General features: G+C 72.0%; 23 protein-coding genes, 1 tRNA gene and 1 pseudogene. 17 read left to right on the top strand and 8 right to left on the bottom strand.

Annotation, left to right across the window (positions count from 1 at the left end; genetic code table 11):
* Positions 1-85 precede the first annotated feature (85 nt).
* From ACIBQ6_RS42025 to ACIBQ6_RS41980, 10 genes are all read left to right on the top strand, one after another.
* Positions 86-412 carry a PadR family transcriptional regulator gene (locus ACIBQ6_RS42025; protein ID WP_352323564.1) on the top strand — a complete coding sequence of 109 codons (327 nt, stop codon included), beginning with the start codon at positions 86-88 and terminating at the stop codon, positions 410-412.
* Positions 409-1,350 carry a hypothetical protein gene (locus ACIBQ6_RS42020; RefSeq protein WP_397218576.1) on the top strand — a complete coding sequence of 314 codons (942 nt, stop codon included), beginning with the start codon at positions 409-411 and terminating at the stop codon, positions 1,348-1,350. Before ACIBQ6_RS42025 ends, ACIBQ6_RS42020 begins: the two co-directional genes overlap by 4 nt.
* Before the next feature lie 18 nt (positions 1,351-1,368).
* On the top strand, positions 1,369-2,163 hold the full coding sequence (locus tag ACIBQ6_RS42015; protein WP_364337716.1) for a uracil-DNA glycosylase: 795 nt from the start codon (positions 1,369-1,371) through the stop codon (positions 2,161-2,163).
* 95 nt (positions 2,164-2,258) lie between these two features.
* Positions 2,259-3,575, top strand: coding sequence for an NAD(P)/FAD-dependent oxidoreductase (locus ACIBQ6_RS42010; RefSeq protein ID WP_364337717.1), 1,317 nt, complete (start codon positions 2,259-2,261; stop codon positions 3,573-3,575).
* 80 nt (positions 3,576-3,655) lie between these two features.
* Complete coding sequence (locus ACIBQ6_RS42005; RefSeq protein WP_387676995.1) at positions 3,656-4,168, top strand: glycine cleavage system protein R; 513 nt, start codon at positions 3,656-3,658, stop codon at positions 4,166-4,168.
* A complete protein-coding gene (locus ACIBQ6_RS42000; RefSeq protein WP_358294502.1) occupies positions 4,165-4,689 on the top strand; it encodes a peptide deformylase in 525 nt (174 codons plus the stop codon). The genes ACIBQ6_RS42005 and ACIBQ6_RS42000 overlap by 4 nt, the downstream gene beginning before the upstream one ends.
* A 49-nt stretch (positions 4,690-4,738) precedes the next feature.
* Positions 4,739-4,814: transfer RNA gene (locus ACIBQ6_RS41995), tRNA-Leu, on the top strand.
* A gap of 365 nt (positions 4,815-5,179) precedes the next feature.
* Positions 5,180-5,971 (top strand): Bax inhibitor-1/YccA family protein, encoded by a 792-nt coding sequence (locus ACIBQ6_RS41990; RefSeq protein WP_358294501.1) that lies wholly within the window; start codon positions 5,180-5,182, stop codon positions 5,969-5,971.
* Positions 5,972-6,130: 159 nt separating this feature from the next.
* Positions 6,131-6,364: a DUF4287 domain-containing protein gene (locus ACIBQ6_RS41985; protein WP_352323556.1), complete on the top strand. Its 234-nt coding sequence runs from the start codon at positions 6,131-6,133 to the stop codon at positions 6,362-6,364.
* A 56-nt stretch (positions 6,365-6,420) separates the two neighbouring features.
* Positions 6,421-6,828, top strand: a complete 408-nt coding sequence (locus tag ACIBQ6_RS41980) for a PPOX class F420-dependent oxidoreductase (protein ID WP_358294500.1) — start codon at positions 6,421-6,423, stop codon at positions 6,826-6,828.
* Positions 6,829-6,891: 63 nt separating this feature from the next.
* Here the strand turns inward: ACIBQ6_RS41980 and ACIBQ6_RS41975 are convergent, their stop codons facing one another.
* The 3 genes from ACIBQ6_RS41975 to ACIBQ6_RS41965 all read right to left on the bottom strand — a co-directional run bounded on the left by ACIBQ6_RS41975 (position 6,892) and on the right by ACIBQ6_RS41965 (position 10,642).
* Positions 6,892-8,109: an acetyl-CoA C-acetyltransferase gene (locus ACIBQ6_RS41975; protein ID WP_397218575.1), complete on the bottom strand. Its 1,218-nt coding sequence runs from the start codon at positions 8,107-8,109 to the stop codon at positions 6,892-6,894.
* Positions 8,110-8,183: 74 nt separating this feature from the next.
* Positions 8,184-9,512 (bottom strand): PQQ-binding-like beta-propeller repeat protein, encoded by a 1,329-nt coding sequence (locus ACIBQ6_RS41970; protein ID WP_358294498.1) that lies wholly within the window; start codon positions 9,510-9,512, stop codon positions 8,184-8,186.
* Positions 9,513-9,658: 146 nt separating this feature from the next.
* Positions 9,659-10,642, bottom strand: coding sequence for an SGNH/GDSL hydrolase family protein (locus tag ACIBQ6_RS41965; RefSeq protein WP_352323552.1), 984 nt, complete (start codon positions 10,640-10,642; stop codon positions 9,659-9,661).
* Between the two features lie 126 nt (positions 10,643-10,768).
* Between ACIBQ6_RS41965 and ACIBQ6_RS41960 the strand changes: the two genes are divergently transcribed.
* Positions 10,769-12,139, top strand: a complete 1,371-nt coding sequence (locus tag ACIBQ6_RS41960; protein WP_397218574.1) for a cystathionine beta-synthase — start codon at positions 10,769-10,771, stop codon at positions 12,137-12,139.
* Here the strand turns inward: ACIBQ6_RS41960 and ACIBQ6_RS41955 are convergent, their stop codons facing one another.
* Complete coding sequence (locus ACIBQ6_RS41955; RefSeq protein ID WP_397218573.1) at positions 12,140-12,988, bottom strand: NAD(P)-dependent oxidoreductase; 849 nt, start codon at positions 12,986-12,988, stop codon at positions 12,140-12,142.
* 72 nt (positions 12,989-13,060) lie between these two features.
* On the opposite strand from ACIBQ6_RS41955, the gene ACIBQ6_RS41950 reads away from it, so the two are divergent.
* Complete coding sequence (locus ACIBQ6_RS41950) at positions 13,061-16,324, top strand: BTAD domain-containing putative transcriptional regulator (RefSeq protein ID WP_397218572.1); 3,264 nt, start codon at positions 13,061-13,063, stop codon at positions 16,322-16,324.
* 285 nt (positions 16,325-16,609) lie between these two features.
* Here ACIBQ6_RS41950 and ACIBQ6_RS41945 read toward each other — a convergent pair.
* Positions 16,610-16,876, bottom strand: a pseudogene (locus tag ACIBQ6_RS41945) (histidine kinase); the annotation flags it as partial.
* Positions 16,877-17,464: 588 nt separating this feature from the next.
* Here ACIBQ6_RS41945 and ACIBQ6_RS41940 point away from each other — a divergent pair.
* Entirely contained in the window at positions 17,465-17,674 is a 210-nt protein-coding gene (locus tag ACIBQ6_RS41940) for a hypothetical protein (protein WP_397218571.1), read from the top strand.
* Between the two features lie 133 nt (positions 17,675-17,807).
* Positions 17,808-18,947, top strand: a complete 1,140-nt coding sequence (locus tag ACIBQ6_RS41935; RefSeq protein ID WP_387677017.1) for a cystathionine gamma-synthase — start codon at positions 17,808-17,810, stop codon at positions 18,945-18,947.
* A gap of 16 nt (positions 18,948-18,963) precedes the next feature.
* On the opposite strand, the gene ACIBQ6_RS41930 is transcribed toward ACIBQ6_RS41935, so the two are convergent.
* Together ACIBQ6_RS41930 and ACIBQ6_RS41925 are read right to left on the bottom strand one after the other, a co-directional pair.
* Positions 18,964-19,395 carry a DUF2269 family protein gene (locus ACIBQ6_RS41930; protein ID WP_352352991.1) on the bottom strand — a complete coding sequence of 144 codons (432 nt, stop codon included), beginning with the start codon at positions 19,393-19,395 and terminating at the stop codon, positions 18,964-18,966.
* 10 nt (positions 19,396-19,405) lie between these two features.
* Positions 19,406-19,531 (bottom strand): hypothetical protein, encoded by a 126-nt coding sequence (locus ACIBQ6_RS41925; protein WP_352326121.1) that lies wholly within the window; start codon positions 19,529-19,531, stop codon positions 19,406-19,408.
* A gap of 139 nt (positions 19,532-19,670) precedes the next feature.
* Between ACIBQ6_RS41925 and ACIBQ6_RS41920 the strand changes: the two genes are divergently transcribed.
* From ACIBQ6_RS41920 to ACIBQ6_RS41910, 3 genes are all read left to right on the top strand, one after another.
* On the top strand, positions 19,671-20,093 hold the full coding sequence (locus ACIBQ6_RS41920; RefSeq protein ID WP_358294493.1) for a DUF6292 family protein: 423 nt from the start codon (positions 19,671-19,673) through the stop codon (positions 20,091-20,093).
* A 318-nt stretch (positions 20,094-20,411) separates the two neighbouring features.
* A complete protein-coding gene (locus tag ACIBQ6_RS41915) occupies positions 20,412-21,644 on the top strand; it encodes a helix-turn-helix domain-containing protein (protein WP_397218570.1) in 1,233 nt (410 codons plus the stop codon).
* A gap of 190 nt (positions 21,645-21,834) precedes the next feature.
* On the top strand, positions 21,835-22,059 hold the full coding sequence (locus ACIBQ6_RS41910) for a hypothetical protein (protein ID WP_397218569.1): 225 nt from the start codon (positions 21,835-21,837) through the stop codon (positions 22,057-22,059).
* Positions 22,060-22,106: 47 nt separating this feature from the next.
* Here the strand turns inward: ACIBQ6_RS41910 and ACIBQ6_RS41905 are convergent, their stop codons facing one another.
* A complete protein-coding gene (locus ACIBQ6_RS41905; RefSeq protein WP_397218607.1) occupies positions 22,107-24,074 on the bottom strand; it encodes a VWA domain-containing protein in 1,968 nt (655 codons plus the stop codon).
* Positions 24,075-24,101: the final 27 nt, after the last annotated feature.

The raw sequence follows: 24,101 nt of genomic DNA, 5'->3' as shown, positions 1-24,101 counted from the left end.
GATCATGTGACCGGGCGGCACCCTTCCGGGAGCCGCCCGGTTCTCTTGTTGCTACTACTGTGCATTGCACAGTACTCTGCTTCGCGTGGATAGCAGCCAATTGCTCAAGGGCGTGCTCGACCTGGCCGTGCTGGCCGTGCTCGCCGAGCGCGACGGCTACGGCTACGACGTCGTGCGCCGGCTCAGGGAGGCGGGCCTGGAAGAGGTGGGCGACGCCTCCGTCTACGGCACGCTGCGCCGCCTGTTCAAGGCCGGCGCGCTCAACTCCTACGTCGTGGCCTCCGACGAGGGCCCCCACCGCAAGTACTACGGGCTCAACGAGGTCGGCCGCACCCTGTACGCCACCTCGGCCAAGCGGTGGGCGTCGTTCGCGGCCACCATGGATTCCCTGCTCAAGGAGGGCCACGCATGACCACGCCGGAACAGTACGCGCAGGCCGTCCGCGACGCCCTGGCCGGTCACCCCGACCGCGAGGAGCTGATCGAGGACCTCGACGACCATCTGGCCGAGATCGCGGCCGAGTCCGACCTGCCGCTGGAGGATCGGCTCGGGCCGCCCGCCGCGTACGCGGAGGAGCTGGTGGCCGCCTACGGAGGGCGTCCCCAGAGCCGCCGGAGTCGCCGTCCGCGGCCGCGCGCGTGGGCGGCGCGGGCGCATGCCGGGCTGCTGCGGCACAAGCCGTACCGGAGCTTCGTGGCCTTCCTGCCCGAGCTGCGGCCCGGCTGGTGGGTGCTGCGCGGCTACCTGCTGGCCATGCTGCTGCTGGCGATCACGGCGGGCGGCGGCGTCGTGCCGGGGAACCTGGCGGAGTGGGCGCTCGTGGCGGTGGCGGTGTGGGTCTCGGTGTGGTTCGGCCGGGCCCGCGGGGGGCGCTTCGCCGCGCTGCTGGCCACGGGCGTCAACGTGCTGGCGGGCCTGGCGCTGCTCGCCGGCATGGCGACGGCCTCCGACCGGGACGACCAGCCGGTCGAGATGGCGGCACCGGCCGACGTGATGCTGGTCGGCGGCGGCCTCGACGTCTACAACATCAAGCCGTACGCCAAGGACGGCAGCCCGCTGACCGACGTCTACCTCTACGACCAGGACGGCAAACCGATCACGGTCAGCCCCGAGGACCACGGGTACATGGTCGACCGGTCCTGCGGCGAGCCGGTGCTCAACCGCTACCCGCTGCCGCTGGTCCAGCAGCAGGACATGATGGCCGACAACGGCATGCCCACGGCCGCGCCCCCCGCGCCCGCCGCGTGCCCGACGGCCTCCACGGCGCCCCTCGCCCCCTCGGCGACGCCCGCGCCGACCGCCACCGCCACCGCCACCGCCACCACGCCCGTGCCCGAGAAGACGAGGTGATCGGGCACCATCGGTGTCATGAGCTTCGTACCACCCGGCACCGGCTGGCCCGGCGATCCCGCCACCCCTGACACCCCGGTGGCCCATGACCCCGCGGACGTGCGCCGCCTCGCCTCCACCACCGGCACCCTCGCGGAGCTCACGGCCGCGCAGTCCGTCTGCCGCGCCTGCCCGCGTCTGGTGGAGTGGCGCGAGGAAGTGGCGCGCGTGCGGCGGCGCGCGTTCGCGGACGAGACGTACTGGGGCCGTCCCGTCCCCGGGTGGGGGGCCGAGCGGCCGAAGGTGCTGCTGGTCGGCCTGGCCCCGGCGGCCCACGGGGGCAACAGGACGGGCCGCATCTTCACCGGCGACCGCAGCGGCGACTGGCTGTTCGCCTCGCTCCACCGCTGCGGCCTGGCGGCCAAGGAGACCAGCACGTACGCCGGCGACGGCCAGGAGCTCATCGACACCAGGGTGCTGGCGTCGGTGCGCTGCGCGCCTCCGGCCAACAAACCCACGCCGGAGGAGAAGGCCGCCTGCTTCCCGTGGATGGCGCGCGAGGTGGCGATGGTGGCGGAGAGCGTACGGGCGGTGGTGGCGCTCGGCGGGTTCGCCTGGCAGGCCATGTGGCCCGCGCTCAAGGACGCCGGCTACGAGCTGCCGCGCACCCGCCCCCGGTTCGGCCACGGCGTCGAGGTCGAGGTCCGGCACGACGCCGCCCCCGTCACCCTGATCGGCTGCTACCACCCCAGCCAGCAGAACACCTTCACCGGCCGCGTCACCGCCCAGATGCTGGACGACGTCTTCCTCCGGGCCAGGTCGCTGGCGGTGTGACGCGTCCCACCATCCCCGGGTTGGACTCTCCGGAAGAGCCCGACGTAAGCTTGTGAATGCTTTCACAAGCATTCCACGAGGGATGGGGCCTCAGGATGAACAAGCACATCTTGATCGTCGGCGGCGGGTACGTCGGCCTGTACACCGCGCTCAGGCTGCAGCGCAAGCTCCACCGCGAGCTGCGCGGCGGCGAGGCGCGCATCACGATCATCGACCCCCAGTCCTACATGACCTACCAGCCGTTCCTGCCGGAGGCGGCGGCGGGCAACCTCTCGCCCAGGCACATGGTTGCCCCGCTGCGCCGGATCCTTCCCAAGGTGCGCATCCTCAACGGCACGGTCACCAAGGTCGACCACGCCGAGCGCGTCGTCACCTTCCAGCCCGCCGAGGGCGAGCCGCGCCAGGTGGCCTACGACGTGATCGTGATGGCCGCCGGGTCGATCTCGCGTACGCTGCCGATCCCCGGGCTGACCGACATCGGCATCGGGTTCAAGACGGTCGGCGAGGCCATCGCGCTGCGCAATCGCGTGCTGCACCTGCTCGACGTGGCAGAGTCGACCGTCGATCCCGAGGTGCGGCGCAGGGCGCTCACGTTCGTGGTGGTCGGGGCCGGCTTCGCGGGCGTGGAGGCGCTGGCCGAGCTGGAGGACATGGCCAAGGACTCCACCCGCTACTACCGCAACATCACCCCGGCCGACCTGCGCTGGGTCCTCGTCGAGGCCACGAACCGGGTGCTGCCCGAGGTCGGCCCCGAGATGGGCAAGTGGACGCTGGAGCAGCTGCGCGAACGCGGCATCGAGGTCAAGCTGGACACCAGGCTGGAGTCGTGCGAGGGCGGCCACGTCGTCCTCAGCGACGGCACCGAGTTCGACGCCGAGACCCTGGTGTGGACCGCGGGCGTCAAGCCGAGCCCGGTCGTCAACGACAGCGACCTGCCCCTGGACGAGCGGGGCCGGATCAAGACCACCGCCGCCCTGACCGTCGCGGGCACCCGCGACGCCTTCGCCGCCGGCGACGCGGCCGGGGTGCCCGACGTGACGAACCCGGGCCAGTACTGCGCACCCAACGCCCAGCACGCCGTGCGCCAGGCCAAGGTGCTGGCCGACAACATCGTCCGGCACCTGCGGGGCGAGCAACTGGTCGATTACCGCCACAAGTATGTCGGATCGGTCGCCGGACTGGGCCTGCATCAGGGCGTCGCCAATGTCTATGGCGTCAAGCTGCGCGGTTTCCCTGCGTGGTTCATGCACCGCACCTACCATCTGTCGCGGGTGCCGACGCTGAACCGCAAGGTCCGTGTCGTCGTCGACTGGACCCTGGCCCTGTTCTTCAAGCGAGAGACCATCTCGCTGGGTGAGATGGAGCATCCGCGCGACGGGTTCAGGGCCGCGGTGGCGACGACCCGCCGCTAGCCCAGGTACGGCAGCGCCCCGGCGAGCATCGCCGGGGCGTTTTCGGCACCCCTGGACGCAATGCGGAAGGGGTACCACGGGTGGGGCTCTCAGCGGTGACCGTGCTCGGCGTGGACCGGCCCGGCGTGATCGCCGCCGTCACCGGTTCGCTGGCCGACTGCGGCGCGAACATCCAGGACTCGACCATGACGCTGCTCGGCGGGTACGTGGCGATGATGCTGCTGGTCTCCGGCGACCTCGACTCCGCCGAGCTGACCAAGCGGCTCGGCGCGCCCGAGCTGGTGGTCTCCGCCTCGGCGATCGAGGCGCGGCGGCACTTCTGCGACGACGGCGGCGGCCTCGGCTACGTCCTGACCGTGCACGGCCCCGACCGGCCGGGCATCATCTCGGCCGTCAGCGCCGTGCTGGCCGCCGACGGCGGCAACATCACCGGCATGAGCACCCGGCTCACCGGCCGCCTCTACGTGCTCATCGCCGACGTCGAGCTGCCCAAGGACGTCGACGTCGCCGCCCTCATGCGCCGGCTGGCGGCGGTCGGGGCCGGGCTCGACTCGGAGATCACCTTCCGTCCCGTCGAGCCGGACCTGCTGTGACGGGCGCCAGAGGCACCCCGCGCCAGGTGCTCGGCGCGCCGCATCCGGCGCTGTCGGCCAGGGCCGAGCCGGTCGACCCGGCGGCCCCCGAGACCGTGCGGGCCGCGGCCGACCTGCTCGCCACCCTGCGCGGCGAGACGGCCATGACGGGGCTGGCCGCCCCGCAGATCGGCCTGAGGTGGCGGCTGATCGCCTTCAACGCCTGGGCCCACCCCCGGGCCCGGTCATGGGCCGGGGAGCTCGTCCTGGTCAACCCTCGCCTCACGAGCGCCTCCCACTGGGACGGCGGGCGCGAGGGGTGCGCGTCCATCGCGGGGCTCATGGCCGACGTGCGCCGGGCGACGCGCATCACCGTACATGGGCATTTGCCGGGCACAGGGGAGCCGGTCGTCATCGAGGCGGACGCCTTCGAGGCCCGCTGCATTCAGCACCAACTGGACCATCTGGACGGTCTACTCTTCTTGGACAGAGTGCCAGGGGCGCTATCACTTCACCGCAGACTTCACAGTTGTGACGCCTGATGCGAAGTTGTGCTCCTCGGAAGCATGGTCCGTTTCGTATGATTGCGGCGCCCCCGTAGCCCAATGGCAGAGGCAAACCCCTTAAAAGGGTTGTAGTGCGGGTTCGAATCCCGCCGGGGGCACCATTCTTAAGTGTCCCCGACCTGGGGTTTTCTCCGAGTGAAGCGTCTTGTCGCATCCGGTGGTTCACTACTGCTGTCAACCCGTCACACAATGCTTCCAGTCGTTTGCCGGGAAGACCCGGTCTGGTGAGCCATCCGGAAGATTCCGTTTTCATCACGAAACCCAACAGAACCCGGTTTCCATTGGTTGCGACGCAGTTACTCGCCGCCCGGCCGCCGGCCCCGGACGGCCGTCCCGGCCTCGGGAACTCGTGCGAGGTCACGTTCGTTGTCCTCGCTGCCGAAGTCCCCCCGACGAACTTCGATCTGAGCGTGAGTTGACCTAGGTGCCGCCAGGCCCCGTAGGCTCGGCGCCACAGGAGGCAGCGATGGAGAGCAAGAACCCCGTATTCGGCAGGGCGCGCCAGCAGCGCGCGGGTTGGGCCGGCCCGGCCCCGTCACCCGACACCCTGCGGAACATGTACGACGCCCCGTCGTACGCACCCCCGGCCCCGCCCGCCTACCGGGCGATGACCCTCGACGACGTCGTCGTCCGGGGCTTCCTCACCCTCGGCGCGCTCGTCGTGGCCGCCGCCGCGACGTGGGTGCTCAACGTCCCCCCGATGGTGGCCGTCGGCGCCGCCGTCGTGGCCCTCATCCTCGGCCTGATCGCCTCGTTCACCCAGAGCACCAACCCGGCGCTCATCCTGGGCTACGCGGTGTTCGAGGGCGTCTTCCTCGGCAAGATCAGCCAGCTGTTCGAGGGCGCCATCAGCGGCATCGTCTTCCAGGCGGTGCTCGGCACGGCCTTCGCCTTCGGCGCGGTGCTGACCGTCTACTCGCTGCGGGTCGTCCGCGTCACCCCCAAGCTGGTCAAGTACGGCATGGCGGCCGCCATCGCGGTGGTCGGGCTGGTGCTGGTCAACCTGCTGGTCGGCATCTTCAACGGCGTCGGGCTCGGCCTGCGCACCGACAGCCCGCTCGGCTACATCTTCAGCATCGTCATGATCCTGATCGGCTGCTTCTTCCTGCTCCTCGACTTCGACTCGATCGAGCAGGGCGTGCGCCAGGGCGTTCCGGACAAGTTCGCCTGGCAGTGCGCGTTCGGCCTCATGCTGAGCCTGGTCTGGATCTACCTTGAGGTGCTCCGCCTCATCAGCTATTTCACCGGCGACGACTGATCGTTCATCTCCTGGGGGCCTCGCCGTAACCGGCGGGGCCCTCTCTTTGTGCGACCGGAAATCTACCTGCCGTCACAGAATGATGCCTGGCCGGGGGGTTGCCATTCGCAGCGCGGTGTTGCAGTGTCGAGCAAAGGACCTTAATCCGCGGAGGTGCCCATGTCCTTGAACCACTCACCGGAGACGCAGACGAAGCTCATCGCAAGGGTCCCCACGATAACGGGACGCGAACTCCCCGAGTGGTTCCAAGCCATCGACAACGGCCCATCCTTCCTGAGGTGCGACGAGCGGGCCAACTGGCTCGCCGACGAGCACGGGCTGACCCACGGCTACGCCGCCGCGATCGTGCTGGAGCACGAGCGGCACCGCCGTACCCGAATGGGCTTGATGTAGAGCCCTTCCCCATCCCCGCGCCCGTGCTCCGAGTACGGGCGCGGCATCATGAACACATGGATCTGGACAAGGCGCTCGGCTTCATCGAGACCCACCACCACGCAGTCCTGCTCACCAGCCGTCGCGGAGGGCACCCGCAGATGTCGCCGGTGCTGGCGGGCGTGGCCGGCGGGCACATCGTCATCAGCACCCGCGAGACGGCGATGAAGGTCCACAACATCCGCCGGGATCCCCGCGTCTCGCTCTGCGTGCTCGCCGACGGCTTCTTCGGCGAGTGGCTCCAGGTCGACGGCACGGCCGAGATCGTCTCCCTGCCGGAGGCGATGGACCAGCTCGTCGCCTACTACCGGGACATCTCCGGCGAACACCCCGACTGGGACGCCTACCGCGAGGCCATGGTCAGGGACCGGCGCGTCATCGTCCGCGTCACCCCGCTCCAGGCCGGCCCCGACCGCCAGGGCTGACCTCCGGGACGCGAACGGCCCCGCGCGGCCGGGAAGGCCGGACACGGGGCCGCCGAGCACGATCTAGGACAGGCGCTCCAGCACCATCGCCATGCCCTGGCCGCCGCCCACGCACATCGTCTCAAGGCCGAGGCTCTTGTCGTGGTGGCGCAGGCTGTTGATCAGCGTCGAGGTGATGCGCGCCCCGGTCATGCCGAACGGGTGCCCGACGGCGATGGCGCCACCGTTGACGTTGAGCCGGTCGAGCTCGATCCCGAGGTCCTGGTACGACGGGATCACCTGCGCCGCGAACGCCTCGTTGATCTCCACGAGGTCGATGTCCTCGATCGCCATCCCGGCCCGGGACAGCGCCTGCTTGGACGCCTCCACCGGCCCGAGGCCCATGATCTCGGGCGACAGCCCGCTGACGCCGGTGCTGACGATCCGGGCCAGCGGCGTGATGCCCAGCTCGGCCGCCTTGACGTCGCTCATGACGACCAGGGCCGCCGCGCCGTCGTTGAGCGGGCAGCAGTTGCCCGCGGTGACCGTGCCGTCGGGGCGGAAGACCGGCTTGAGCCCGGCCACCCCCTCGTACGTGGTGCCGGCCCGGGGGCCGTCGTCCTTGCTGACCACGGTGCCGTCGGGGAGCGTGACGGGGGTGATGTCCTTCTGCCAGAACCCGTCGGCCAGCGCCTTCTCGGCCAGGTTCTGGGAGCGCACGCCGAACTCGTCCTGCTCGCGGCGGCTGACGCCCTTGAGCTGGGCCAGGTTCTCGGCGGTCTGACCCATGGCGATGTAGATGTCGGGGACGGCGCCGTCCTGGCGGGGGTCGTGCCAGGTGCGGCCGCCCTCGGCCGCCTGCTTGGTGCGGGCCGTCGCGTCGAGGAAGAGCGGGTTGTGGGTGTCGGGCAGCGAGTCGGAGTTGCCCTTGGCGAAGCGCGAGACGGTCTCGACGCCGGCCGAGACGAACACGTCGCCCTCGCCCGCCTTGATCGCGTGGAAGGCCATCCGCGTGGTCTGCAGCGAGGAGGAGCAGTAGCGCGTGACGGTCGTGCCCGGCACGGTGTCGAGCCCGAGCAGCACCGCCACCACCCGGGCCATGTTGAAGCCCTGCTCACCGCCCGGCAGGCCACAGCCGAGCATGATGTCGTCGATCGTGTTCGGGTCGAGCTGGGGCACCTTGGCCAGCGCCGCCTGGATCATCTGTACGGTCAGATCGTCGGGACGGATGTCCTTGAGCGACCCCTTGAAGGCTCGTCCGATCGGGGAACGCGCGGTTGCGACGATGACTGCCTCGGGCATGGCCCCTCCTTGTGTCCGGCGCTGATATTAGAACTATATTCCAGTCCTCCTCGCAAGCGCCCCGGGGCCCCGCGTCAGCCGTACATGCCGGGGGCGGTGGCGGTGTGGTCGTTGACGGCGTGCACGGCGCCCTTCTCGTCGCGCCACAGGCGCCAGCCGTCCTGGCTGCCGGTGAACCAGGGCGGCGGGGCGTTCATGGGGGAGACGCGGGTGCCGGTGCCCAGGTCGTACTCGCAGACGGCGGCCGTGGAGTAGAAGCCGGGGGCCTGGCCGCGCAGCGGCAGCGGCTTGGGATCGGTGACGCAGAAGGACCAGCCCCGCTCCTCGCCCACCTGCGCGGGCTTGCCCGAGGCCAGGTCGAAGGCGCTGCCCTTGGCGTCGTGCTTGAGGAAGCCCAGTTTGTCCATGCGGTCGGGGAAGGCCAGCCACCAGCCCGAGCCGGGGACGTCGGAGGCGGTGATCTGGCCGACCACCCGGCCGGTCTCGGAGTCGAGCCTGGCGAAACCGCCGTAGGCGCCCTGGCGGTCGACCGGGCGGACGACGGGCGCGTAGCCGGGGCTGCCGCTGGGATAGACGCGCACGACCGACGGACGCATCCAGTTGACCGTGCCGTCGCTGATCCTGATGGAGAACAGCCCGAAGGTGGAGACCTTCTTCGTCTGGGGGTTGGTGTAGGGGGCGACGTAGCCGACCAGGTTGTCGCCGGTCGAGCCGAACGCCCACCCGCCCGACAGGTCGATGCCGGGCCCGAGCGCCTGCTCGATCGGCTGCTGCCACTGCAGCTTGCCGGTCTTGACGTCGTAGGACTCGATCATGGGGTTGGCGGCCATCCGCAGCAGCAGGACCCGGGCCGGGTCGGACCACTCGACCTCGGAGATGCCGGGCAGCCGCCACATCACCCGGCCGGTCGCCGGGTCGAGCACGACCATCCGGGCGTGGGTCAGCGCGGTGTGCTCCGACACGCACAGGTAGGGGCCGCAGCGCTGCGGCCCGAACGTGGAGTGCATGGGCCTGGCCCACTTCTGCGCCCCTGAACGGGCGTCGCGGGCGATGAGGGTGGCGTTCCAGCGGCCCTTCTTCGCCGGATCGAGGGCCACGACCACCCCCTGGCCCTTGGCCGTCTCCACGATCGCGGGGGCGGAGACGCCCATGCCGGGCAGGCGGCCCGCCATGGTGGCCGGGTACGCCCACAGGCGCCGGCCGTCTTCGAGGCCGAGCGCCACGGTCTCCAGTGTGCCGTCGGGCTTCATGGAGGTGGTGGTGACCACACCGGCCGCGGACACGATCCGGCTGACCGCGTTGACCTGGGTGTTCTGCCAGGAGGGGAAGTTCGCCGTGGCGGCGTCGCTGCCGGAGCAGGCGGTCAGGGCGAGGGTCCCCGCGAGGGCCAGGGAAGGTTTCATGAGGGGCCGGAGCACAGGCAATTCACTCCAAAAGAGGACGAGGAGTGACGGCTCGGGCTCGGAGGGTGACCGGATCAGGCGTCACCGAACCCCCGGCGCGCACGATCACGCGTCGGTGGGATCGTCGAGCCGCCCGCCGGGCGCGCTCACGCGTCGGTAGGCGTCTCGCCGAGCCGCCGGCGGAACAGCGTGGCCCACTTGCCGTGGAGCCCCGTGGCCCGCCCGTCGACCCGGGTCGCGGTGACCTCGGTGCCGGGCTCCTCCGCGGCCGTTGCCGCCGCAAGGTAGATCGGTTGCAGTCCTTCGCCCCGCGCGGGCCGCGGCTCAGGCCACAGCCCCAACGCAGCGCACACCGACGGTAGCACCGCGTAAGCGGCCTGCGCGTAACCTCGGTCAGATGGATGGAAACGATCCGGTCCGAACATTTCTGTCGGATTTGTATCGAATTCCGGCCCCAGGACGTCGGCGAACGCCACCGTACGGCCGCCCGCGTCGACCACGGCGACGGTCTGGGCCGCCGCGAGCTGACGGCTCCACCGCCGGGTCACCCAGCGCAGCGGCTGGGCGATGGGCCGCACCGTGCCGAGGTCGGGGCAGGTGCCGACGACCACCTCGACGCCCGCCTCGCGCAGCCGCCGCACCGCCTTGGCCAGATGGCGCACCGCCACGGCGGGCGGCGTCTGGGTGATGATGTCGTTGGCCCCCACGAAGATGACCGCCACGTCCGGGCGCATGGCGAGGGCGGCGTCCACCTGCTCGGGCAGCTCGGCGGAGGGGGCGCCCGACTTGCCCGCCACGAGCAGGTGCACCGGCCGCTCGGCCACCGCCGCCACGCCGTTGGCCAGCAGGACGGCCGGGGTGTGGCTGGGGTCGGTCATGCCCAGGCCCACCGAGGTGGAATCGCCGAGCATGGCCATCTTGAGGGGTTTGCCGCGGAAATCGCCGTAGACGCCGTCGGAGGGCGGTCCGTCCAGACCGTGGGGGCGGCCGATGGCCTTGCGCGCGAGCAGTCCCTCGGCGATCAGCAGGCCGTACGCCGTGGCTCCCAGAGCCGTGAGCCCGCCACCTCCGAGCGCCGCCGCCATCGCGATCCGCCTGGCCGCGCGTGCCATGCCTGCTGCCCAGACCACGTAGTGTCCTCCCGGTCGAACTCGGCGGTAGCGTTTGCTTGAAAACTAGCCGAGGGCCTGCCACCCCCACTGGATCTCGGCCTCGGGCAAGCTGATCAAGCTTCGGCAAAGAAGGTGAACACCTCGGTGCGCGTTTACGATTCCCTGGTCGATCTCATGGGGAACACTCCGCTCGTCCGCCTGCACAAGGTCACGGCGGGGATCTCCGCCCAGGTGCTGGCCAAGGTCGAATATTTCAATCCGGGCGGCTCGGTCAAGGACCGCATCGCGCTGCGCATGATCGAGGCCGCCGAGGCTTCCGGCGCGCTGCGGCCGGGCGGCGTCATCGTCGAGCCGACGTCCGGCAACACCGGAGTGGGCCTGGCCATCGTGGCCCAGCAGAAGGGCTACCGGTGCCTGTTCGTGGTGCCCGACAAGGTGGCCCAGGACAAGATCGCGGTGCTGCGCGCGTACGGGGCCGAGGTCGTGGTCTGCCCCACCGCCGTCTCGCCCGACCACCCGGAGTCCTACTACTCGGTCTCCGACCGGCTGGCCCGCGAGATCCCCAACGCCTGGAAGCCCGACCAGTACTCCAACGTCAACAACCCCGACTCCCACTACCACTCGACCGGTCCCGAGCTGTGGGAGCAGACCGACGGCCGCATCACGCACTTCGTGGCGGGCATCGGCACCGGCGGCACGATCAGCGGCACCGGCCGCTACCTCAGGGAGGTCTCCGACGGCCGGGTGAGGATCATCGGGGCCGACCCCGAGGGCTCGGTGTACTCCGGCGGCTCGGGCCGTCCCTACCTGGTGGAGGGCGTGGGCGAGGACATCTGGCCGGCCACGTACGACACCGGGATCTGCGACGAGATCATCGCGGTGTCCGACAAGGACTCCTTCAACATGACCCGCCGCCTGGCCCGCGAGGAGGGGCTGCTGGTCGGCGGCTCGTGCGGCATGGCCGTGGTGGCGGCGCTGCAGGTGGCGGCCAAGGCGGGCCCCGACGACGTGGTGGTCGTGCTGCTGCCCGACGGCGGCCGCGGCTACCTGTCGAAGATCTTCAACGACGACTGGATGGCCGACTACGGCTTCCTGACCACCAGCTCGGACGAGGGCCTGGTCGGCGACGTGCTGGCGCGCAAGGGGCCGGGCCTGCCGGAGTTCGTGCACGCCCACCCGCACGAGTCGGTCGGCACGGCCATCTCGATCATGCGCGAGTACTCGGTGTCCCAGCTTCCGGTCATGAAGGAGGAGCCGCCGGTCATGGCGGCCGAAGTGGTCGGCTCCATCGTCGAGCGCGACCTCCTGGAGGCCCTCTACCACGGCAGGCTCGCCTCCGACGACCCGATCTCCGACCACATGTCGGCGCCGCTACCCACGATCGGCAGCGGTGAACCCGTCGCGCGCGCGGTCGAGGCGCTGGAGAAGGCCGACGCGGCCGTCGTCCTGGAGGACGGCAAGCCCGCCGGGCTGCTCACCCGGCAGGACCTGCTCGCCTTCCTCGCCAACCACTGATCAGGGTTTCCTTATCGATTCGATCACGGTGCCGAGGCCCTCGTGCCCGCGTCCCTCGGCGTCGGCGCGCTCGAACAGCTCCTTCAGCGCGTTCGGCACCGTGGTCTCCACGCCGGCCTCGGCCAGCGCGTGCACGACGTGGCCGAGGCCCACGGCCTGCATGTGCAGCGAGTTCAGCTCGCCGGGGTAGGTCCCGGCGGCGAACTCCTCGGCCAGGATCTTCGCGAACCCCATCACGCCGTCGCCGCCGAGCTGGGTGAAGGTCTCCCGCACGTACGGCAGGAACTCCAGCGGGGAGACCCCGGCCGTGCTCAGCATCGCCATGGCGTGCATCTGGCTGGTCAGGCTCGACCAGAAGATCAGCAGCAGCGACTGGTAGTACATCATCGCCAGGCCCTCGTCCGCGCCGACGTGGATGACGTCGCCGAGGGCGCTGAGCGTGGCCGTGTGCCGGTCGAGCACGTCCTTGGGGCCGCTGTAGAAGGAGTAGGCCCCCGGCTGCCCGATGCCCGGGGGCGGGACCATGATCCCGGCGGTGATGAGCGTGCCGCCGCGTCCGGCCACCCAGCGGGCCGCCGCGCGCAGCTCCTCGGGGGTGCCCGAGCTGAGGTTGACCAGCACCTTCCCGTCGAGCCTGGCCTCGCCGAGGCTGTCGTACATCGCCTGGTAGCCGATCTGGCTGAACACCAGCAGGTCGCCGTCCGCGGCCGAGGCCGCGCGCCGGGCTCCCCGGGCGACCAGCGGTTCGGTCTTGCTCGCCGTACGGTTCCACACGGCCACGTCGAAACCCGCGCCGAGGAACGTCTCGGCCATCTTCGACCCCATCGGGCCGAGTCCTGCAACTGTCACCTGAGTCATGACAGGGAGCCTGCGGCACCGCCCTACGGAAATCCTTATGACCGGCTACGGGTTAGTCTCTGCATGGTGCGATTCGGGGTGCTCGGCCCGCTGGCCGTCCGGACGGACGGCGGCGAGGAGATCCACGTCGCCGAGCCCAAGGTCCGCGCGCTCCTCGCCGCCCTGCTGGCGGCCGGCGGCGGCCCGGTCTCCGCCGACCGGCTGATCGACGACCTGTGGGGCGACCGGCCCGGCCGCAACCCGCTCGGCACCCTCCAGGCCCGCGTCTCTCAGCTCCGCCGCGCGCTCGGCGACCCGGCCATGGTCGTCCACGGCCCGGCCGGCTACCGGCTGGCCGCCCACGACTGCGACGCCGTCCGGTTCCGCGCGCTCGTGGGCCGCCGCGGCGCCGCCCCGCGTGAGCGCGCCCGCGAGCTCGACCAGGCGCTCGCACTGTGGCGGGGCGCGGCCTACGCCGACTTCGCCGACGAGGGGTTCGCCCGTCCCGAGATCACCCTGCTGACCGAGCTGCGCCTGTCGGCCCTGGAGGAGCAGGCCGAGGTGCGCCTCGCGCTCGGCCACGACGTCGACCTCGCCGACCTGGTCGCCCGGCACCCCCTGCGCGAACGGCTGCGCGCCTCGCACATGAAGGCCCTGTACCGGGGCGGCCGGCAGAGCGAGGCGCTGGCGGGCTACGAGGAGCTGCGCGTCAGGCTGGCAGAGGAGCTGGGGCTCGACCCCTCGCCGGAGCTGGCCGCGCTGCACCGGGCCATCCTGCGCCACGACCCCTCGCTGGCCGCCCCGCCGCCCGCCGCCGACCCCGGGCCGCTCACCAACCTGCCCGCGCCGCTCACCCCGCTGGTCGGCCGGGACGCCGACCTCGCGGAGGTCGCCGCCCTGCTGACGGACTCGCGGCTGGTGACCCTGACCGGGCCGGGCGGCGTGGGCAAGACCCGTCTCGCCCTCGCCGCCGCCCGCCGCCTGGCCTTCCCCGAGGGGTCCGCCGAGCCGCGGCGGGGCGGGTTCGCCGACGGGGTGTGGCTGGTGGAGCTGGCCGGGGCCGCAGGCGCCGACGTGGCCGAGGCGGTGGCGGCCGTGCTGGGCGTGCGCGACGACGACTCCGTGCCGCTGGCGTCCAGGCTGGCCGGGGTGCTGGCGGGCCGGAGCGCGCTGCTGGTCCTGGACAACTGCGAGCACCTGGTCGAGCAGGTCGCCGGGCTCGTCTCGGCGCTGCTGCGGGCCGCGCCCGGCCTGCGCGTGCTGGCCACCAGCCAGGAGCCGCTGGGCGTGTCCGGCGAACGGGTCCGGGTCGTCCACCCGCTGGCCGAGGCCGACGCCGTGCGGCTCTTCGCGGCCCGCGCGGACGTCGAGCCCGGCCCCACCGTGGCCGTCATCTGCCGGCGGCTCGACGGCATCCCGCTGGCCCTGGAGCTGGCGGCGACGCGGGTGCGGGCGCTCGGCGTACAGGAGCTGGCCGCCCGCCTGGACGACCGGTTCAGGCTGCTCAGCGCCGGGATGCGGGACGCCCCGGCCCGGCAGCGCACGCTGCGGGCCACCATCGACTGGAGCTGGGAGCTGCTGTCGGACGAGGAACGCGCGGTGCTGCGGCGGCTGGCCGCGCACGCCGACGGCTGCACCCTGGAGGCCGCCGAGGCGGTCTGCGCCGAGCCCGGCGTGGACGTGCTCGACGTGCTGGCCAGGCTCGTGGACCGGTCGCTGGTCGCCGTGGCGCCCGGTCCCCTGGGACCCCGCTACCGGCTGCTGGAGTCGGTGACCGCCTACTGCCTCGAACGGCTGCGCGAGGCCGGTGAGCACGACCTGCTGCGGGAGCGGCACGCCCGCTACTACACCGACCTGGCCGCCCGCGCCGAGCTGCGCGGCCCGCGCCAGCACGAATGGCTCGACCGGCTGGACGCCGAGAGCGCCAACCTGCGGCTGGCCCTGTCAGGGCCGGAGCCCCTGCGCCTGGCCAACGCGCTCGCCTGGTACTGGATCCTGCGCGGCAGGCTGCGCGAGGCCCGCAGGTCGATCGAGGCGGCGCTGGCGGCGGGCGGCGAGGACAGCGCCGCGGCCCTGGCCTCGGTGTGGCTGGCCGGCATCGGGCTGCTGCTCGGCGAGCCCACCCCGCCGGTACGCCGCGCCGCGCTCGACCGGGCGGGGGCCGCGCTGGCCGACTGGTTCCTCAGCTTCGTCCGCTGGGCGTACGGCGACCACGCGGCGCACCGGGACGCGGTGGGACGGGCGCTGGCGGCGTACGAGGAGCTGGGGGACCGGTGGGGGGTGGCGGCGGCGCTGTGCCTGCGGGCCAAGCTCGCGGTGGGCCGCGGCGACCTCGCGGCGATGGAACGCGACGGCGAGCGCGGCCTGGCCCTCTTCCGCGAGCTGGGGGACGAATGGGGGCAGGTCGAGGCCATGGACGTCCTCGACCGGCTGGCCGAGATCCGCGGCGACTACGAGCGGGCGGCCCGGCTGCGGCAGGAGGCGCTGCGGCTGGCCGAGGGGCTGGGGTTCGACGTGTCGTTCAAGCTGGCCGCGCTCGGCCGGCTCGCGCTGCTCACGGGCGACTACGAGCGGTCCGACGACTACCACGGGCGGGCCAGGCGGCTGGCGGTGGCGCAGTCGTACCGGTCGGCGGAGGAGAACGCGCTGCTCGGCCTGGCCATGAGCGCCCGCAGGCAGGGGCGGTACGAGGAGGCGGAGTCGTACCTGCTGTCCGCGCTCGACTGGCTGCGGCAGGTGCGGGGGACGCCCGGGACGGCGTTCGTCATGGCCGAGTGGGGGTTCGTGGCCGAGCAGCGCGGCGACGCCGAGACGGCGCTGGCGCGCCAGCGCGAGGGGTACGCGAACGCCCGCGCGACGGGCGACCCGCGGGCCGTCGCGCTGGCCCTGGAGGGGCTGGCGGGCGCGTTGTCGATCGCGGGCCGCGAGCACCTGGCGGAGGCGGCGCGGAAGCTGGGACGGGCCGCGGCGCTCCGGCGGGCCGTCGGCGCGCCCCTTCCCGCCGGCGAACGCCATGACGTGGACCGGATCACCGCCCGCCTGCGCGCCGCCCTGGGCGAGCCGGGGTTCGCCGGGGCCTTCGCGGCAGGGGAGCGGGATCCTGAGGTCACGGGCCAGTGGGAACCCGGCGAGGGCTCGGCCGGCCGGTCGGCCGGGTCAGGGGAGCGGGAATCCGGCGAGGTCGCGGTCGGCCGGTCGGCCGGGTCAGGGGAGCGGGAACTCGGCGATCACTTCCCAGGGGCCCTCGGGGGACGGGCCCGCGTAGAGCCTGCCGCCCAGAGCCTCCACCCGCTCGGCCATGCCGACCAGCCCGAACCCGCCGCCCAGCCGGGACACCCGCGGGTCTGACGCGACCGAGCCGAAGTTCCGCACCCGCAGCACGACCACCCGCTCGTACCGCCGCAGGTCGGCCTCCACCCACGCGGCCCGGGTGGCGTGCTTGCGCACGTTGGTGAGCGACTCCAGCAGGACCCGGTGCAGCGTCGTCATCACCTCGGGCGGCAGCGTCCGGTCGTCGATGCCCGAGCCGATCTCGAACGCCACCTTCGGCCCCTCGACCGAGAACCGCTCGGTCAGCAGCCGCAGGTCGGCCAGCGTCGTGCCGGGCCTGCGGTCGGCCTCGTCCTCGGTGCGCAGAACGGTGACCATGCGCCGCATCGAGGTCAGCGCCTCCGACCCGGCCGAGGCGATCGCGTCGAGCGCGGGCAGCACGGCCTCGGGCTTGTGCTCGGCGACCGTACGCGCGGCCTGGGCCTGGACGACGATGCCGGTGATGTGGTGGGCGACCAGGTCGTGCAGCTCCCTGGCCAGTTCGAGACGTTCGGCCCGGCGTACGGAGTGCACCGCCTCGGTCCGGCGCTCCTGCTGGAACCGCAGGTAGGCGCCGATGCCCGCGGCCATCGACCACCCCGCGAACAGCAGGAACGCGAACGCCAGCCCCGCCGTGGGGTAGTCGCGCCTGGCCGACTCGGCCATCAGCACGCCCAGCCCCACGAGCGACAGCACCGCCGCCCGCCGTACCGGCTCCACGTGCCGCAGCACGCCGATGAGGAGGATCAGCAGCGACCCCGTCTCGGCCATGCCGGGCGCGCCCAGCGCGTCGACCGACCCGATGACCACCGACGCGGCGAAGGACAGCCCCAGCAGCGCGCAGAAGCCCTCAAGACGGTGGCGGCGGCGCAGGACGACCGCCGCGATCCCGGCCGCGCCGCAGAACGGCACGAACCACTGCAACCCGCCGGTGCTGACGGCGATGGCCAGGTCGAGCATCAGCATCAGGCCGAGCCAGCCGAGCATCGCGATCTCGCTCAGCCGCCGGACCCAGTACACGATGCCTTTCGAATCCCCCACGTCACGAGAGTAGGCCGGAAGTCGGACAACTCGTATCAACCGATCGGCCGACCCGGTCGCCGCCGGACCAGCCCTTCAGCGGAGGCGGCGGCGACGGCTCCTCGGCGATGCTGGAACACGTCGGAAGGGGGACAGGACATGGTTGTCATCGGGTTCGTTCTGCTGGGGTTGGGACTGGTCGTCACGGCGCTGCTCGCGCTGGCCGACCCCGTGCTGCTCTCGCGCATCAACGGTGAGGAGGCGGAGGGCGCCAGCGGCCGCCACATCGACGTGGAGGTCGTCCGGCTCAGCGCCCCGGCCGCGACGGCCGCGACGGCCGCGACGGCCCGCGAGCCCCGGGCGGCCTGAGCCTTCGAGAACGTGGCCCGCGCGGGCATGGCCGCGCGGGTCCGGGCGGGCGCCGTCGGGGGACGGGCCCCGCCACCGGCCCGCGATCCGCTGGGGAACGGATCGCGGGCCGCTTTCCGTTAACGTGGGGCCTATGACCAACGGTTTTGAGACCCTGGCGATCCACGCAGGTCAGGAGCCCGACCCGCTGACCGGCGCGGTCGTGCCGCCGATCTACGCCACGTCCACCTACAAGCAGGACGGCGTGGGCGGCCTGCGTTCGGGATATGAGTACAGCCGCTCGGCCAACCCCACGCGGACGGCGCTGGAAGAGGCGCTGGCCGCCGTGGAGGGCGGCGCGCGCGGGCTGGCGTTCGCCTCGGGCCTGGCCGCCGAGGACACCCTGCTGCGCACGGTGTGCCGGCCGCAGGATCACGTGATCATCCCCAACGACGCGTACGGGGGCACGTACCGGCTGTTCTCCAAGGTGCACGAGCGCTGGGGCCTGCACTACGACCCGGTCCCGCTGCACGACCTCGACGCGGTGGCGTCGGCCATGACGCAGAAGACGAAGATCGTGTGGGTCGAGACGCCCACCAACCCGCTGCTCGGCATCGCCGACATCGCCGCCCTGGCGCAGCTGGCCCACGAGAACGGCGCGCTGCTGGTCGTGGACAACACCTTCGCCTCGCCGTACCTGCAGCAGCCCCTGGCGCTCGGGGCCGACGTGGTCGTCCACTCCACCACCAAGTACGTCGGCGGCCACTCCGACGTGGTCGGCGGCGCGCTGATCGCGCGGGACAAGGGCCTCGGCGACGAGCTGACCTACCACCAGAACGCGATGGGCGCGGTGGCCGGCCCGTTCGACGCCTGGCTGACGCTGCGCGGGCTCAAGACCCTCGGCGTGCGCATGGACCGCCACTGCGACAACGCCGAACGCGTCGTCGACCTGCTGCTCGCGCACCCGCGCGTGACCCAGGTGCTCTACCCGGGCCTGGCCGAGCACTCCGGCCACGAGGTCGCCGCCAAGCAGATGCGGCGCTTCGGCGGCATGGTGTCCTTCCGCGTGGCGGGCGGCGAGGCCGAGGCCGTGGAGGTGTGCAACCGGGCCAAGCTGTTCACGCTCGGCGAGTCGCTGGGCGGCGTCGAGTCGCTCATCGAGCACCCGGGCCGCATGACGCACGCCTCCGCGGCGGGCTCGCCCCTGGAGGTGCCGAGCGACCTGGTGCGCCTGTCGGTCGGCATCGAGACGGTCGACGACCTGCTCGCCGACCTCACCCAGGCCCTCGGCTAAGGCGTCGGGACGACCATCACGGCGTCGGGACGACCATCAGGAAGAGGATCACCAGCCAGATCACGGCCAGCAGGCCGCTGATCGCCGCGACCCGGCCGGTCTGCACCTTCGCGTCGTCCTCCGCGTTCTCGCTTTCGAGCGCGCGGAGGGCGGTGCGCAGGTCGCGGTCGATGATGACCAGCAACACGATCGCCACGATGAACAGCGTCATCGACGCCGTCATGTACCACAGGCCGAGCACGCCGTTCCCGACGACGATGCCCAGGGCCACGCCGAACACCAGCACACCCAGGCTGGCCAGGCTGTAGATCCTCGTGGTGCGCTGGATGTTCCGCAGGACGGGCACGTTGTTTGTGCGGATGGCCCGCGGAGCCGCCATCGTCGCGGCGGTCAGCGGGCCGATCGTGAAGATGGCGAAGCCGATGTGCAGCCAGAGAAGCAGGGACATGCGCCTGAGACTAGTCCCCGACGATCTCGGTCGGCGGCTCGACACTCTCTTTAACCTGCGAGGAGCAACGCATGATGAGCTCCGTGGCGGCCACCGCTACGGCCATCAGGGTGATCAGCAGGATCGTGGCAATCATGGGCTCTCCTCCTTCCCCGTGTCCGACGTAAATATCGTCCGTAATGACTAGACGGACGTGCAACGGAATAAGTTCGCCACGGGTATGGTTGGTCACCGTCGCTTTTTTCTTACCTTCAGGGCACAAGGGGGTGCCGTCCGTGGCCATCAGGCATGTCGAGCCGTACACCGACGAGTGGCTGCAGCAGCCGGCGGGCTATGTGGAGCGCGTCGTCGACCTGCTCGGAGCCGAGGTGGCCGACTGGTGGGAGGGGCCCTGTGATCCGCGGCACGCCACGGTCAAGCTGACCGACGGCCACGCGCTGGTGTGGGACGAGGAGAGCGGCTGGCGGCTCGGCCGCTTCGTCTCCGGCGGGCCGGGCGCGCACACCGAGCTGACCGGCGTCCGCTACCTGGGCCACGGGCTGCTGCCCCGGCCGGAGCGCGTGCCGTCGGCGCTGGTGGACGCGCGGGCCGGAGTGGGGGCCAGCTCGGCCTGGCGGCCCTGTTACCGGTCGCACCGCAACTGCCGCGACGGATTCGACGTGGCCCTCGACTTCTACGCCCGCCTGATCGAAGCCTGACAGACCCCCAGGACAAGCCCCAAAGCCCCAAAGCCCCAAAGCCCCAAAGGCAAGGGCCTCCGCCCTGGGGACGCTGCGCGCTGAAGGGCTCCGGGCCCTGCTTCCTCGGGGGAGCCGAGCTCCCCCGAACCCCCGCGCCGGCGGCTGCCGCCCCCGGTACCCTCGCCCATCCCGCCGGGCACGAGGTGTCACGGCCCCGCACAGCGCGGCCCTCTCCCGCTTCCGGCGCATCGTCCCGCCGAACCGGCTCCCTCTCGGACGGCCACCTCTTACCCTGAGCCAAAAGGCAGCAGCCGGCTTCCCGGGAAGGGGACTCCCATGAGCTCCGCCGGTACGAACATCCTGATCCTGGACGACGCCGGCATCGGCCCCCGGATCGCCGAGGCCAGGAAGCTGGCCGGGTTGACACAGGACGGCCTGGCCCTGCTCGTGCCCTGCTCCAAGAGCCTGGTGTCCCAGGTCGAGCGAGGAAGCAAGCCCGCGACCCCCTGGTTCATCGCCGCCGTGGCCAGGGCGTTGCGCATCGGCGTCACCGAACTCACCGGACAGCCCTACCGGGGCTCCACCGCACCGGCCGACCGGGCGCACGCCGGCATTCCCGCCGTCCGCATCGCGCTCAACCACTGGGACATCCCGCCTGAGCTCGCTGTGGAGCCCAGAGCGCTCGACGCGATGGCCGATGACGTTCGCAGGGTCGGCGTCCTGCTCGACAGGATCGACTATGCAGAACTCGGCCGGGTGCTACCGGGCCTGATCGAGGAACTGTCCGCCGTCCTGCACGGCAGTGAGGGCACGAAGCGCCGGACCGTGGCCGAGATGATGATGTACGCCTTCGTGGCCGCCAAGTCCGTCGCCTATCGCCTCGGATACGTCGATCTCGTCTCCGTCGCCGTGGATCGTGCGGCGCAGGCCGCGCGCGAGACCGGCATACCGGAACTGCTCGCCTACGTCGCCGAGGAGCGGGCCCAGGTGTTCTTCGGCTCGGCGGCCTACCGCACAGGACTCACCTTCCTCGAACACGCCCACCAGGAGTTCGACGACCTGGTCTCGGACAGCGAACCGGGGCTGGCCGTCCTGGGCTCGATGCACCTGAGGTCCGCCATCCTGTCCGCCCGGCTGCGCCCACGAGGGACGGAGGCGTGGGAACACCTGGCGGCGGCGCGCGAGTACGCCTCGCGCATCGGCCGCGACACCAACCACCACGGCCTCGCCTTCGGGCCCGGAAACGTGCGCATCCACGAGATAGCGGCCGCCATCGAGCTGGAGGACCCCGACGAGGCGCTGCGGCGGAACGAGGGCTTCACGCCGCCCCGATCCCTCCCACCCGAGAGGTCTTCGCACCACTACATCGATCTCGCCCGGCTCCAGCTCATGGCCGGCAGGCCGGATCGTGCCCTCGACTCGCTCAGGCGCGCGGAGCGGCTGTCCCCGCAGCACACGGCGTACCACCCGATGGCCCGCGAGACGGTCACCGGCCTGCTGCGAGCGCATACGCGCGTTCCGGAGCCCCTGCGATCGCTGGCGCGACGCATCCGGCGGACGACCCCCTAGAGAAGTCGCACACAGCGTGTGACTTTCCTTCCGGCGACGTTCGTAGTTTCGGTCACGTGCCGCGACATGACGACGTACTGAACCCCGGGCAACCGGGCGGCTTGAGGGCCCGTCCGACGTCCCAGGGCCGCGTGCCGGTGCGGCTGTCCGCCTGGGCCACGGCCCGTTCAGCGGTGGCGAGACAGTGGCCGTGAGCGTGCGGCTGGTGCGGGCCGGCAACCCCGGCTGGCACATCCATGACGTGACCGGAGGCTGGGTGGCCGTCCGCAGGAGCCCGGTTCCCCGCGGAAGCGTGCTGTCCAACGTCCGCTGTGGAGCGACGCTGGACGAGCTGGCCGAGAACCTGGCCGAGGAGACCAGGATCGAGACGACGGCCGCCCGGCGTCTCCGAGCGTTCAGCCGTACGGCGAAGTGAGCCTCCAGCGCCGGAGGAATGCCGATGAGCGAAGGCATTCCCTCCGGTCAGCGGGAGCGGCGGAGGCGGAGGAAGTCGCTGACGACGTATTCGCCGAGTCGGTCGGCGCTCGGTGAGAACACCCGGCCGCCGTTCCTGCGGGCCACCTCGTCCACGAACTCCTTCAGCCGGTCGTCGGCCGCCAGCATGAAGACGTTGATCGTCGCCCGCCGTCGCGTCATCTTGTCCACCTCGGCCAGCGTCAGCTCCAGCGTCTCGTGCGACGGCGGCCACTCGAAGGCCGACCTGCCGTTGCGCATGAGGTGGGCGGTCGGCTCGCCGTCGGTGACCACCAGCACCACCGGCTCGAAGTCGGGGTGGCGGTCGAGGTGGCGGCCGGCGATCAGGAGGGCGTGGTGGAGGTTGGTGCCCTGGACCATGTCCCAGTCGAGGCCGGCCAGCTCGTCGGGCTGCAGGACCCTGGCGTAGTTGGAGAAGCCGATGATCTGCACGGCGTCCTGCGGGAACTTGGAGGCCACCAGCGCCTGGAGGGCCAGCGCCGTCTGCTTGGCCGCGGCCCACGTGCCGCGCAGGGCCATCGAGTACGACAGGTCGACCAGCAGGCACACCGCCGCCGCGCTGCGGCGCTCGGTCTCGGAGACCTCGAAGTCGTCGACGGACAGCCGCACCCGGGCGCGTCCGTCCTGCGGGGCGGTCGCCACGCCGCCGCTTCGCACGCCGTTGACCAGCGTACGGACGACGTCGATCGGCTGCTCGTCGCCGAAGCGCCACGGCCGGGTGGAGCCGGTGAGCTCGCCGGCCGAGCCCGCGTCGTGCTGGTCGTGGTCGCCGCGGCGGCCCGCGTCGAGGGAGGAGAACACGCGCCGCAGCGCGGTCTCGCCGAGCCGCCGGACCGCCTTCGGGGTCAGCTCCAGCTTGCCGCGGCGGCGCAGCAGGTAGCCCTGCTCCTCCAGCTCGCGTTCGATGCGCTTGAGCGCCTCCAGGTCGTCGACCGCCGCCCGGCCCAGCGCGCGGCGTACGGCGGCCTCGTCGATGTCGTCGAGCCGCGCGCCCGGGTAGTCCTGGCGCAGGGCGGTCTCCAGCTGGGTGAGGTCGGCCAGCTCCTCCAGCGCGGTGACGGCGTCGCCCATGGCCAGGGGCTCCTCGCCGGTCAGGCGCTCGGGGGCGTTCCAGGCCAGGTCGGGACGGCGGGCGTGCAGGGCCTCGCCGAGGCGGCGCATCTGGTCGGACAGGCCGGCCTGGTCGAGGGTCTGGTTGATGAGGCCGGACAGCTCCTCGCGCTGGCGGGGGGTCATCGAGGCCAGCATGCGCTGGGTGGCGGCGGCCCGCCGGGCCAGGATGTCGACGAGCTCCTCAAGGTTCCGGGGCGTTTCTGGGTACAAATCGCCATATTTCGCCATAAAGGCATCAAAGTCTTCTTGGGTGTGCTCGCCCCGGGTGTCCCTGTCCAGCATGTCGTTCAGATCGGACATCATCTGCCGGACACGGGCCATGGCCTCGGGGTCGGGGTTGGCCAGCGCGTCGCGGAGCCCTCTGAACTGGCTGTCGAGCACCTCGCGCCGAAGCAGGTCGCGCAGCTCCTCGAACGTCTGGCGGGCCGCCGCCGAACGCCACTCGTACGCGCTCAGCTCCTGGATGGCGCTCGCGGTGTCCTCCGGCAGCCCGTCGAGCCCGGCCTCGCGCAGCCGCGCGTCGTCGGACGGGTCGGGGAACAGCTCGGCCCGCTCCTGCCCGATCGCCTTGTCCAGCAATGCCCGCGCGCGTTCGAGGGTGCCGTCGAGCCGCCCGCGCTCGCGCAGGTCCCTGCGCCGCCTGCGGACCTCCTTGAGCATGTCGTCGAGGCCCCGCCGGTCCTGGCTGCCGGGCAGCCCGCGCTTGAGCAGGTCGCGCAGCGCGTGGACCGGCGTCGAACCGGACAGGATCGCGTCGCCCATCTCGTCGAGGGCCGCGCGTACGTCGTAAGGAGGGGCCAGGGGGTCGGGGCCGTCGTGGTATTCGCCGTAGCGGAAGGCCATCACGCTTCCACGCTAACCCCAACCCGC

The organism is Nonomuraea sp. NPDC049655, from assembly GCF_044465465.1.
Lineage (GTDB): Bacteria > Actinomycetota > Actinomycetes > Streptosporangiales > Streptosporangiaceae > Nonomuraea.
This window is presented reverse-complemented; position numbering and strand designations above follow the sequence as displayed.

Bases quoted from the DNA above. Each gene is read 5' to 3' on its own strand.
- ACIBQ6_RS42020 (WP_397218576.1), top strand. From the start codon at position 409: ATGACCACGCCGGAACAGTACGCGCAGGCCGTCCGCGACGCCCTGGCC.
- ACIBQ6_RS42015 (WP_364337716.1), top strand. From the start codon at position 1,369: ATGAGCTTCGTACCACCCGGCACCGGCTGGCCCGGCGATCCCGCCACC.
- ACIBQ6_RS42010 (WP_364337717.1), top strand. From the start codon at position 2,259: ATGAACAAGCACATCTTGATCGTCGGCGGCGGGTACGTCGGCCTGTAC.
- ACIBQ6_RS41990 (WP_358294501.1), top strand. From the start codon at position 5,180: ATGGAGAGCAAGAACCCCGTATTCGGCAGGGCGCGCCAGCAGCGCGCG.
- ACIBQ6_RS41985 (WP_352323556.1), top strand. From the start codon at position 6,131: ATGTCCTTGAACCACTCACCGGAGACGCAGACGAAGCTCATCGCAAGG.
- ACIBQ6_RS41980 (WP_358294500.1), top strand. From the start codon at position 6,421: ATGGATCTGGACAAGGCGCTCGGCTTCATCGAGACCCACCACCACGCA.
- ACIBQ6_RS41975 (WP_397218575.1), bottom strand. From the start codon at position 8,109: ATGCCCGAGGCAGTCATCGTCGCAACCGCGCGTTCCCCGATCGGACGA.
- ACIBQ6_RS41970 (WP_358294498.1), bottom strand. From the start codon at position 9,512: ATGAAACCTTCCCTGGCCCTCGCGGGGACCCTCGCCCTGACCGCCTGC.
- ACIBQ6_RS41950 (WP_397218572.1), top strand. From the start codon at position 13,061: ATGGTGCGATTCGGGGTGCTCGGCCCGCTGGCCGTCCGGACGGACGGC.
- ACIBQ6_RS41940 (WP_397218571.1), top strand. From the start codon at position 17,465: ATGGTTGTCATCGGGTTCGTTCTGCTGGGGTTGGGACTGGTCGTCACG.
- ACIBQ6_RS41935 (WP_387677017.1), top strand. From the start codon at position 17,808: ATGACCAACGGTTTTGAGACCCTGGCGATCCACGCAGGTCAGGAGCCC.
- ACIBQ6_RS41930 (WP_352352991.1), bottom strand. From the start codon at position 19,395: ATGTCCCTGCTTCTCTGGCTGCACATCGGCTTCGCCATCTTCACGATC.
- ACIBQ6_RS41925 (WP_352326121.1), bottom strand. From the start codon at position 19,531: ATGATTGCCACGATCCTGCTGATCACCCTGATGGCCGTAGCGGTGGCC.
- ACIBQ6_RS41915 (WP_397218570.1), top strand. From the start codon at position 20,412: ATGAGCTCCGCCGGTACGAACATCCTGATCCTGGACGACGCCGGCATC.
- ACIBQ6_RS41905 (WP_397218607.1), bottom strand. From the start codon at position 24,074: ATGGCCTTCCGCTACGGCGAATACCACGACGGCCCCGACCCCCTGGCC.